Genomic DNA, 11,373 nt, shown 5'->3' on the forward strand with positions numbered 1-11,373 from the left:
AGCAACCGAGAGAACCGAGCGTTTCGATAAGCGATCCGGTACCATAGCAGCCATCGCTACCGGTATGAAGGTCATCGGCGTTCGCGACCGGCGTCGAAGGGCCGTGCATGCAACAGACTGTCGTTCCGAAGACCATCGTCCTGAAACCTATCGTTCTGAAGCCTATCGTTTTGACGTGGCAGCTTTCGGAAATCCATGGCTGGGGCCTGGTCGGTCTCCACACCGTGCTCCATCTGCTCGACCAGGGCCAGACGCCGCTGCTGGCGGAACGTCCCCTGCTGAGCGCGCTGCGGCCGGCGAACCGGGCGCGGATCGAACCGCTGCTGGAGGCCCAGCAACGGCTCGCTGCCCTCGTCCGGCAGGCCGGCGACAAGGTTCTCTGCCTGGAGGGAACCACCGTGCTCCAGGCGCTCGGCAACGGCTTCGTTCCAGGCGCCGCCGCCAACCTGCGGGGAAGCCGCACGGTCGGCGTCATCGCCTTCGAGGACACCCTTTTCGACGCGGACGTGCTGGCGCGCGCGCGGAACTACGACCGGATCGTCGTGCATTCCACCTACAACCGGAACCTGCTCGTCGAGCAGGGATTCACCGACGTCGGGCTGGCGTTCCAAGGCGTGGATCCCGACGAGCTGGCCCCGGCGCCGCCGGCCGGGCGGTTCGGCGACCGCTTCGTCGTCTTCTCGGGCGGCAAGATCGAATTCCGCAAGGGGCAGGATATCGTGCTCGCCGCCTTCCGCCGCTTCCGCGAACGCCGCCCCGACGCGCTGCTGGTCACCGCATGGCACAATCACTGGCCGCACACTTCGGCCAGCATCGCCGAATCCCACCACACCCCCACGCCGCCGGCCATCGGCGAGAACGGCCGGCTGCGCATCGTCGAATGGGCGATGGCGCATGGCGTCGCGCCGGACGGCTTCATCGACATGGGCGTCCTCGGCCGCGACCAGATCGCCCCGATCCTGGCTGACTGCCACGCCGCCGTGTTCCCCAACCGCTGCGAGGGCGCCACCAACCTCGTCGCCATGGAGGCGATGGCCTGCGGGGTGCCGGTGATCCTGTCGGCCAACACCGGCCATCTCGACCTGATCCGGGAAGGCAACTGCCTACCGTTGAGCCGGCAATCGCCCGTTCCCGATCCCGACGGCAGCCGCCGGGGATGGGGGGAGTCCTCGGTCGAGGAGCTGGTCGAGCAGCTCGACCGTCTCTACACCGACCGCGCGGCGGCGCGCGACTGCGCGGAAAAGGGCCGCGCCTTCGTGCGCGGCGAGCGGACGTGGAGCGGCTTCGCCCGCGCCTTCGTCGAGGCGGTGGGCTGACGTGACGACCGACATGACAACGGAGATGGATCCGCGGCTGGCGCTGCTCGCCGACCCCGCCGACGCGGTGGCGTTGCAGCGGATGGCCCTCCTGGCGGTGAGGGCGGGGAACCGGGCCGGCGCCCTCCGCCTGCTGCTCCGCGCCGCCCGGCTGCACCGGAATCAGGCCATCCTGGACCGGCAGATCGACGACACCCTGGTGCCCGCCCTGAACGACGCCCTCGCGCGGCTTCACGCGGGGGCAGTGGACGAGGCCGCCGCGATCCTCGATCCCCTGGCCGGCGTCCTGGAGCCGGCGGGCGACTTCGCCCGGATCCTCGGAACCCTGCGGCTGGTCCAGGGGCGTGACGAGGACGCCTCGCGGCTCGGCGCGGTTTCGGGCCGCGAGGACAGCGGGCTGGCCGTCGCCCTGGCGGCGGTGAAGCAGCGGCAAGCCGATCAATTCGTCGGCACCGTCGTGCTTCCCGTCTTCAACATGGCCGACACTATCGAACGCGCGCTCGACAGCGTGCTGGCGGCGGCGGATTACCAGCGGAGCCGGGATCCGTCGGCGCGGGTCCACATCTGCGTGGTCGACGACGCCTCGACCGACGCTTCGCTCGCCCGCGCGCTCGGCTGGGCCCGCGCCCACCCCGAGCAGAGCGTCGCCGTGATCGCGTGCAACCGGAACGTCGGCGCGGGGCCGGCGCGCAATCTCGGCGCCGCCTCGGCGCGGGGATGCTATCTGTGGTTCCTCGACGCCGACGACCTCTTCCTTCCCTCCCACCTCTTCCTGACCGCGCGCGTGCTGGACGCCGCGCCGGACGCCGGGTTCATCCGCACGGGCATGCTTTTCGACCGCATCGACGCGACGATCACGCCGGAATGGCGCGACGCGGCGGAGAACAGCTATCCCTGCAACCTCTGCGTCCGGCGGGACTGCCACGACTTCGTCGGCGGCTTCCCGGAGGAGGCGCCGTTCCTGCCGGCGCTGGCCGAGGATGTCGCCTATTCGCGCGCGCTGAACAGCCTGTTCGGCGGGATCAAGATCACGGAGAAGACCGTCCACTACACGATGCGGGAGAACAACGCGCTGGCGCGCCAGAGCGCCGAGATGACAGGCGGCCCCCCGTCCCCGGAGCGCACGCGGCCGAACCCGCGGTTCCTGGGCATGGAGTTCCTGACGCTCCGGCGCATTGAGGCGCTGAAGGCAAAGAGGGCGGCCTTCGAGCGCGGCCAGAAGCACGGCCAGGGCGGCGCAAGGCTTCCCTTCCTCCCCTCCATCTTCCCGGCTAGGGAACCGGCGGTCGCGGCGGTGATCGAACAATCGAAGGACTGGATGCAGCGCGGGCAGCCGCTGCGGGCCTTCGATCTGCTGCGCCGCGCGATCGCGCTAGAGCCGGGATCCGTGACCGCCTGGTTCGAGCTGGGGGTGGTCGCGCACCGGCTCCAGCGCTTCGCGCTGGCGCTGCGGGCCTTCCGCATGGTCGCCCGCCTGCAACCGGAGGCGCCGGCCGCCCGCTTCAACGTCGGCTCCCTCCTGTTCGAAAGGGGCCGGTACGCCGAGGCCTTCGAGACCCTGCGCGCCAGCCTGGCCCTCCAGCCCGCCTATCCCAACGCCCTCCGCCTTCTCGGCTGGGCGGCCCAGCGTCTCGGACGGAAGGTTGCGGCTCACGGGATTCTCGCACGCGGGCTGCGGCTGGAGCCGGACAACGCCGGCCTGAACGCGCTTTTCGCGGAGGTCGCCCTGGAGGTCGGGAATGGCGGCGAGGCGGCGCGCCACGCCCGGCAATCCCTGATCCTGGCGCCGGATCTGTTCGAGGGACAGGTCGCGCTGGCCGGCGCGCTCGACGCCGATGACGCTTCCGGCGCCCGTGACGATGCCCATGACGACGCCCTGCAATGGTGGGAGCGGGCCATCCGCTGCAATCCCGGCCGGGCCGACGCCTTCACCGGGCGCACGGTCAACCTGCTCACCCGCGCGCTCGGGGTGCCGCCGGCATCCCGGCCCGCCGGGCGTGTCGGGCGCCGCCTCGCTTCGACCCTCTTCGGCCGGCACGGACGGTTCGGCAACCAGCTTCTCCAATACGGCGTGCTTCGCCTGTACGCCGCCCTCCATGGCCTGACGCTGGAGGTGCCGGCGTGGCCTGGGCGCCATCTGTACGGCCTGGACGATCCGCTGCCGGGCACCCCTCTGCCGCCCGTGCCCGAAGCGGAGGGGGAGGAAGCCATCGTCGCCGCGCTGGAGGGCAAGGATGCGCCGGTTCTGGCCGACCGCGACGTCACCGGCTACTTCTGCGGCAACACCGGGTTCCTGTCGGCGCGCCGCGACGCCTTCCGGGCCTTGTTCACACCGGGTCCGCGCCTGCGGCCCCACGCCGACGGCATCGCCGTCCGCCTTCGCGCGCATGGCGGAACGGTCGTGGCGCTCCACCTGCGGCGCGGCGATTTCGGCTGGGGCCGCTTCTGGATCGCGCCCGAAGCCTGGTATCTGCGCTGGCTGGAGAAGGTCTGGCCCGGCCTCGACCGCCCGGTCCTCTACGTCGCGACCGACGATCCCGCCTGCCTGACCGCCTTCGCGCCCTACCGGCCGCTGTGCGCCCGCGACCTTGCCGAGCCGATCCGGGGCGCGGAGTTCTTCACGGACTTCCACGCGCTGTGCGTGGCCGACACCGTCGCCATCTCCAACAGCAGCTTCTCCTTCACGGCCAGCATGCTGAACCGGACGGCCATGGGCTTCCCCACGGGCTTCCACCGGCCGGACCGCGACCGGCAGGCGCTGGTTCCCTACGACCCCTGGAACAGCCCGGTGCTGCTGTGACGACGATCCGCCACCCCGATCCGGCCGCGCTGCTGCACGCCGGCATGGCCCATCACGGCGCCGGGCGGGCCGCCCAGGCGGAGGCGCTGTACCGGCAGGCGCTGGACGCCCGGCCGAACCATCCCGACGCCCTGCACCTGCTGGGGGTCCTGGCCCTCCAGGCCGGCAATCCGGCGGCGGCGGCCGGGCTGATCGGGCAGGCGATCCGCTTCGACGCGGGAAACCCGGTCTTCTTCTCCAACCTCGCCATCACGCTGCGCCGCCTCGGCCGGCGCGAGGACGCGGCGGCGGTCTGCCGGCGGGCGCTGGCGCTGGCGCCGGACTTCGCCGACGCGCTCAACAACCTGTCCAACATCCTATCCGACCAGGACGATCATGGCGGGGAAGCGGCCGCGCTGCGCCGGCTGCTGCGGCTCAAGCCGTTTTTGACCGACCAGCGGCTGCAACTCGGGCGCGCCCTCCTCCTGGACGGGCGGCCGGAGGAGGCGGTCGAGGCGTTCATGACGCTGCTCGGCATCCTGCCGGCCTCGGTGGCCGCCTATACGAACCTGGGCGTGGCGCTGCGCCGGCTCGGCCGGCTCGACGAGGCCGTTGCCGCCTACCGCAGCGCGCTGGGTTTCTCGCCCGGAGAGCCCGGCACGCTCAACAACCTCGGCATCGCCCTTCAGGAGCTCGGCGCCTACGCGGAGGCGGTTGCCTGCTTCCATCGCGCCATCGCCGTCAAGCCGGAGGACGCGGCCACCCACCTCAACCTCAGCCTCGCCGCGCGCGACGAGATGCGGGTGGACGCGTCCATCGCGCTCGCCCGGCGGGCGGTCCGGCTCGATCCGGCCCAGGCGGAAGGGCACACCGCGCTCGGTTTCGGCCTGCTGCTGCAAGGCCGGCTGGAGGAGGGTTTCGCCGAGTACGAATGGCGCTCGCGCATGGCGGATTTCCCTTCGCCCCGGCGCGGCTTCGCCTCGCCCGCCTGGGACGGATCCGACCTGACCGGGCGGACGCTGCTGATCCACGACGAGCAGGGGGTTGGCGACACGATCATGCTGGCCCGCTACGCCCCTCTTCTGCAATCCAGGGGCGTGCGTGTCCATCTGGAGTGCAACAGGCAGCTTGTCCGCCTGCTGTCGTCCATGCCGGGGATCGACGGGGTGATCGGTCGTTTCGAGCCGCCGCCGCCGCACGATGCCCACGTCGCCCTGGCCAGCGTGCCCCACCGGCTCGGCACGACGCTCTACACCATTCCCGCCGAAACGCCCTACCTCCGGGCCGAGCCGGAGTTGGTGAGGGCTTGGAGCGAGCGGTTGTCTTCGGAGGGGGGCGGACGGCTGCGCGTCGGTCTGGTCTGGGCCGGCAATCCCGAATTCAAGGGCGACCGTTTGCGCTCGCCCGGCCTGGCCGCCTTCCGCCCCCTGCTGGACGTCGCCGGGATCGACTTCTACGGGTTGCAGAAGGGGCCGGGGCGTCGCGATCTGGAGCATGCCGGCCCGCTTCCCGCCAGCTTTACGGATCTGGGCGCGACGATCGGGGATTTCGCCGACACCGCCGCGATCATGGACCAGCTCGATCTGATCGTCAGCTCCTGCACCGGCCCGGCCCATCTGGCCGGCGCGCTGGGCCGTCCGGTCTGGACCGTCCTGCCCTTCGCGCCCGACTGGCGCTGGCTGGAGCATGGCGTCTGCACCCCCTGGTACCCGACCATGCGCCTGTTCCGCCAGGAGCGGCCGGGCGACTGGACCGGCGTCCTGCGTCTCGTCCGGACCGCGCTCGCCGCACGCGCGCGCGACAAGGCCCGGGAGGTCAGGACCAGGGCTTGAAGGGCCGGATCCGCCGGGCCTCCACATCCGGCTCGACGAACAGCCAGGCGCGCCGGTTGAGCCGGGCGGCGAGCTGGCTGAACCCGCTCGCCGCGCTGATGCCGACCACGTCCGCCTGGGTCAGGACGTGGAAATCCTGGAGATACTCCAGCCCTGGCCAATCGGGGGCGACGTCGGCCCGCACCAGCGGCCGGAACTCGGCGAAGGCGCCCCGCACCGCCGCCAGATCGTCGCTGGCCAGATAGAGCACCGGCCGTTCGATGCCGGGCCAGATCTCCCGCAGCCATGCGAGATACCAGTCCGTCTCGGTGATCGGGTAGCCGAAGGTGAGGAAGTCGCCGCGCCGGATGTGGATCGCCACGACGGTCGCCCCCCCCGCCCGCAGCCGCTCGACCGCCGGGTCGAGCCAGGGCGCCCAGACGGTGCGCGGCCTGAGCCAGGATTGCACCCGCTCCCGGTACCGCTCCTTGTGCTCGAACAGGAAAAGCGGGGACAGCATGTCGCGGTCGGCCAGCGGCGGGTCGGCCGTCCGTCCCGTGATCCAGTCGTTGAGCCGGTGGCGGGGAAAGAGCAGCGGCGGCAGGGGTCCGCTCTGCGGCGGGTCGTTGATGTCGAAGAACGCGCCGCCCACCCAGTCCGGCGTTTCCAGGACATAGCCGAATTGCTCGGCGTAGAGCCGCAGCATCACATATTCCAGCGCGTTGTGGGCGAAGCGCCCCCGGTTCGCCAACGTCGAGGAGGTGATGCGGGGACGCGTGCCGGGCCGTCCGGCCGCCGGCCGCCTCAGCCTCAACCCCTTGCCGGCCAGCGAGGAATGCAGCGCGGCCAGGGACTTGACAGTGAAGAACCAGCCGTGATCGCCCTGGACACGCGCCAGCCTCGCGGCGGCGGCTTGCGGGTTCCCCTCGGCGAGGTCGACCGCCGCCAGGGCGGTCAGGCATTCCCCCACATAGCGGACCCCCGCCAGCGGCGTTTCAGCCAGCTTCTCGAAAAGAGCGCGCGCTTCCCCCAGCCGGTTGCACCGAAGAAGGGTTTGGGCCAGCAGTTCAAGGGCCTCCGGCACGGGCGTCCCCGCCGTCCCCAGCCTGTCCAGCAGCACCCGCTCCGCCTCGTCCTCGCGTCCGAGATCAGCCAGCGCCTGCGCGAACCGCGTGACGGCGACGCCCAGCCCGGCATCGGCGGAGCGTCCGTAGGCCAGAACCGCCCCCGCCGGGTCGCCGGACTGGTGATGGGCGTGGCCGAGGTTGTACCAGCATTCCGCGCTGTCCGGCGCCAGGGTGGAAGCCCGCCGCAAGGCAACCGCCGCCTCGCCCCCGCCGCCCCGCTCCAGCAGCGCCGATCCCAAATTCATGTGGGCGTGCGCAAGGTCGGGCTCGACCGCGACGGCGTTGCGCTGGCTGGCGATGGCCTCGTCGAGCCGCGCCGCGTGGCGTAGCGCAAGCCCCAGATCATGGTGCAGCCGGGCCGTTCCGGGCTGAATCCGGACCGCCCGGCGCAGCGCCGCGATGGCCTGGGGAAGCCGCGCGCTGCCTTGACGTTCGAGCGCTCCCCCGAACCCGTGCCACGCCGTCGCCCAGGCCGGAGCGAGCAGGACGATCCGGCGCCACTCGGCGGCGGCCTCCGCCGCGCGTCCGGCCTCGCCCAGGATGTTGGCGCGGTTGAGGCGCGCCTCCAGGAATTCCGGGTTGAGCCGGAGCGCGCGGCCGATCAGCGCCAGCCCGTCCTCCAGCCGCCCGGAACGCCGCAGGACGAGCCCGAGCAGATGCAGGGCGTTGACCTCGTTCGAGTCGCTGTCGAGCACGCGGCGGTAGAGCGCCTCGGCCTCGGCGAAGCGGCCCGCGCGGTGATGCTCCAGCGCCGTGGCCAGAAGGTCGGTAATCACCGGTCGATCCGCTGCGGGCCGATCCGCTGGCGACCGATCCGTTCAAGGTCGGCCTCGACCATCTCGGCAATCAGATCCTCAAGCCCGGTCCTCGGCTCCCAGCCCAAGTCCCTTCTGGCTTTCGACGCATCGGCCTCGATGCTGCGCCCCTCCCCCGGGCGCAGCAGGGCCGGGTCGACAACGACATGGTCGTCCATGGCGAGACCGGCATGCGCGAAGGCGATCCGGCAGGCGTCGCGCACCGTGGCCGTCCGGCCGGTGGCGATGACGTAGTCATCGGGCCGGGTCTGCTGGAGCATAAGGTGCATCGCGGATGCGTAGTCGCGCGCATGGCCCCAGTCGCGCCGGCTGTCCAGGTTCCCGAGCCGCAGCGTTTTCGCTTTCCCGAGCTTTATCCGGGCGACCCCGTCCGCGATCTTGCCCAGGACGAAATCCGTGCCCCGGAACGGCGATTCATGATTGAACAGGATGCCGCAGCTCGCGTGAAGCCCAAGGGTATCGCGGTAGTTGACGGCGGTCAGATGGGCGAAGAGCTTGGCGACGGCGTAGGGGGATCGCGGATGGAACGGCGTGGACTCGTCCCGCCGGTCCTGTTCGGCCGCGCCGAACATCTCCGAGGACGAGGCCTGGAAAAAACGGGCCGAGGGCCAGGACAGCCGCAGCGCCTCCAGCAGCGTCACGGCGGCCTGCGCCGTGTCCTTCGTGGCCTGGACCGGGTCCTGCCAGGAGGAACGGACCACCGACTGGCCCGCCAGATTGTACACCTCGTCCGGCCGTTCCCGCTCCAGCAGGCGCGACAGGCCGGACGAATCGGTCAGGTCCACGTCGACGATCCGCACATCCCCGGCGACGCCGAGCCCGTGCAGTCGGTGCATGGGGGCGCCGAGCCTGCCGCTCCGGACGATGCCCACGACCTCGTACCCCTTGTCGAGCAGCAGCCTCGACAGATAGGCGCCGTCCTGGCCCGCGATTCCGGTGATCAGGGCTTTGGTCATCCCCGGCGCCTCATGCCGCCGCCAACATCGCCAGCTCCCGGGCGACACGCTCGACGACCGCGCCCCAGTTACCGGATTCGGTCTGCTGGAACAGGCGCATGGTCGGATACCAGGGGGTGTCCGCGCGGTTCTGGAGCCAGCGCCAGCAGCCGTCGTAGCGGGACAGCACCCACACCGGCTTGCCCAGCGCCCCGGCCAGATGCGCGACCGAGGTATCGACGGTGATCACCAGATCCAGGCGCAGGATGAGCGCCGCCGTATCGGCGAAATCCTCGACCTCCCCCATCCCGTTCCAGAGGCTCATCCCGGGAGGAGGATCGGCGAGCTGGGCCGCCGGAGCGCCCATCTGGAGATTCACCAGGGTGACGTTCGGGATTCGGGCGAGCGGCTCGAAATCACGCAGCGTCATGCTGCGGCGCCGATCGGTCAGATTGGCGCGCAGCAGACCGGGCCGGGGATCCCCCGACCACACCAGCCCGACCCGCAGGCCGCCGCCGGGGAGCGGCTTGCCAAGCCATTTGCCGATGCTCGCCACGGGCGGGAAGAGATAGGGGACCGCACCGGGGATGCTGTCCAGCTCCGTGCCGAAGAGGCGCGGCAGCGACATCAGCGAGCACAGGAAGTCCGGTGCCGGGAACGGCTCGTTCAGGCCATGGACCGCCGCCACCTTCGGCATCTCCGCCACCAGCCGCTTCAGGGCCGGCTGCACCACCAGCACGACGCGCCCGCCCCGGTCGGCGACGAGGGGAGCGTACCGAACGAAGTGCAGGGTGTCGCCATGCCCCTGCTCGGCGTGCAGCACGATGGTCGCCCCCTGAAGCGGCTCGCCCCGCCAGGGACGGCCGATGGGAGCGACCGGCGGAAGCTGGCCGGTCTCCCAGCGGGCCTCGTAATGCTCCCACGCCTCCTTCAGCTGTCCCGCCTTCAGCAGCGCGAGGGAGAGGTTGAAGCGCGCGTCGGGATGCTTGGGCTCGGCCGCCAGCGTGCGGCGGAACAGATCCTCCGCCTGAACGAGGTTGCCCAGATCGAGATGGATGATCCCGAGATTGTTGGTCGCCGAGACGTGCGACGGGGCGATCCGCAGCGCCCGCAGGCAATGCGCCTCGGCGGTCGCGAAATCCGCCTGATCCTGGGCCTGCGACCTCACCACATAGCCGAGATTGGCGTAGGGGTCGGGGTGGTCGGGCTTCAGCACGATCGAGCGGTGGCACAGCCGGGTCGCCGCCGGCCCGTCGTTCATCTCCCAAACGACGCTGGCGAGATTGTTCCAGGCCCCGGCATGCTCGCGCGACAGCGTGAGCGCGCGACGGTAGGCCTTTGCCGCATCCGGATAGATTTTCGACCGGGAGGCGACCGCGCCGATGTTGACGTAGGCCTGCACCGAGGCCGGATCGATCGCGATCGCCGCCCGGTAGGCCTGACGCGCCTCTCCCAGTTGGTTGTTGAGAAGGCGGGCGTCCGCCATCGTGATCAGATCCGACACGGTGGGGACGCGCAACCGCCAGAGCCATGTCTGCAAGGGTGCTGCCGCCGTTGGCGCCTGCTTGAACAGGTTCGCCAGAGCCTCCCAATAGCTTGGGTTCAACGCCAGGGCACGCCGGTATTCGTGGCACGCCTTGTCTGGCTGGTCGGACGCGCGATACGCCTCGCCCAGACTGTTCCGGTACATCGCCTGCGTGGCGTCGATCCTCAAGGCGCGCCGGATCCACACCTGCGCCTGGGCGGCCAAGCCTTTTTGCAGCGCAATCAATCCATGAAGATGGAGAGCATCGGACTGCCCCGGATGCAACGAAAGGATGCGGCGGTACAACCCATCGGCGTTTCCATCCCCGGCGCGGTGACAAGCAATGGCGGCGGACAGCAAACCGGATACGTCCGAACCGGCGGTTGAAGCCGACGTATCGTGATCCCGCCATTGCGCGGCCCGAACCATGACTCTCCTTCCTCATCGCGGGGAACTTGGAACGTACAGAATCTTCTAAAAACGTTACTTTGTATTTTTTACCGGAGGAATGATCAATTTCAAACCTGGGGGAACGTCCCGGCGTTCCTTGACGCGGTTTATTCGCCCCATGATGTTATCCATTTACCTGGCATTGGTGGACGGAGGCGCTGCCGGACCAATTTGCGGGGGGCTGATGTGCCGTGTAGACGAGCGGCCCCGTCGTTCTGATCGCCGCGTCCACCATGCCCTTCAAGCACAACACTTCTCGCCGTCACCGCATTCCCAAGATGACGTTTAAGGTGACGAATTGGTCGGTGCTGGCGGATGGTGCCTACGACGGTGAGCCGATCGACCATACGGCTCTGTTGCAAATTTTGTGGTGGGGCGGGGATCCGGTAGAACCTTGGCGGGATCGGCAGCCGGGGTGACACGGTGATGCGCAGCAAAAAAGCCCGTTCAAGGGCAGGCAGTTCACGACGTAGGTGATCCTGTGGGCGGTGCGCTGGTATCTGCAATTCCCGATCAGCTACCGCGATCTGGAACGGATGCTGGCCGACCGCAGCGTGGCGGTCGATCACACGACGCTCTTCCGCTGGATCCAGGCCTACGCGCCGGAGTTGGACC

At 70.1% G+C, this 11,373-nt stretch carries 6 protein-coding genes and 1 pseudogene; 4 read left to right on the forward strand and 3 right to left on the reverse strand.

The window, feature by feature from the left end:
- The first annotated feature begins 107 nt into the window (after positions 1-107).
- From J2852_RS27260 to J2852_RS27270, 3 genes are read left to right on the forward strand one after another with little or no spacing between them, the layout of a single operon-like run.
- Entirely contained in the window at positions 108-1,316 is a 1,209-nt protein-coding gene (locus J2852_RS27260; protein ID WP_209881773.1) for a glycosyltransferase family 4 protein, read from the forward strand.
- 1 nt (position 1,317) lies between these two features.
- Positions 1,318-4,116, forward strand: coding sequence for a glycosyltransferase (locus J2852_RS27265; RefSeq protein ID WP_343206832.1), 2,799 nt, complete (start codon positions 1,318-1,320; stop codon positions 4,114-4,116).
- Positions 4,113-5,927: a tetratricopeptide repeat protein gene (locus tag J2852_RS27270; protein WP_209881775.1), complete on the forward strand. Its 1,815-nt coding sequence runs from the start codon at positions 4,113-4,115 to the stop codon at positions 5,925-5,927. The genes J2852_RS27265 and J2852_RS27270 overlap by 4 nt, the downstream gene beginning before the upstream one ends.
- On the opposite strand, the gene J2852_RS27275 is transcribed toward J2852_RS27270, so the two are convergent.
- The 3 genes from J2852_RS27275 to J2852_RS27285 are packed head-to-tail and all read right to left on the reverse strand — an operon-like array spanning position 5,911 to position 10,497.
- Complete coding sequence (locus J2852_RS27275) at positions 5,911-7,809, reverse strand: tetratricopeptide repeat protein (RefSeq protein WP_209881777.1); 1,899 nt, start codon at positions 7,807-7,809, stop codon at positions 5,911-5,913. The two genes, J2852_RS27270 and J2852_RS27275, sit on opposite strands and share 17 nt — an antisense overlap.
- Positions 7,806-8,804, reverse strand: coding sequence for a GDP-mannose 4,6-dehydratase (locus J2852_RS27280; protein ID WP_209881779.1), 999 nt, complete (start codon positions 8,802-8,804; stop codon positions 7,806-7,808). Before J2852_RS27280 ends, J2852_RS27275 begins: the two co-directional genes overlap by 4 nt.
- Positions 8,805-8,814: 10 nt before the next feature.
- Complete coding sequence (locus tag J2852_RS27285; RefSeq protein WP_209881781.1) at positions 8,815-10,497, reverse strand: tetratricopeptide repeat protein; 1,683 nt, start codon at positions 10,495-10,497, stop codon at positions 8,815-8,817.
- Positions 10,498-11,231: 734 nt separating this feature from the next.
- Here J2852_RS27285 and J2852_RS27290 point away from each other — a divergent pair.
- Positions 11,232-11,373 (forward strand): annotated as a pseudogene (locus J2852_RS27290) (IS6 family transposase); the annotation flags it as partial.

The sequence above is a fragment of the Azospirillum soli genome, from assembly GCF_017876165.1.
Lineage (GTDB): Bacteria > Pseudomonadota > Alphaproteobacteria > Azospirillales > Azospirillaceae > Azospirillum > Azospirillum soli.

Excerpts from the sequence above, each read along its gene's own strand:
- J2852_RS27280 (WP_209881779.1), bottom strand. The coding sequence starts at position 8,804 with ATGACCAAAGCCCTGATCACCGGAATCGCGGGCCAGGACGGCGCCTAT.
- J2852_RS27260 (WP_209881773.1), top strand. The coding sequence starts at position 108 with ATGCAACAGACTGTCGTTCCGAAGACCATCGTCCTGAAACCTATCGTT.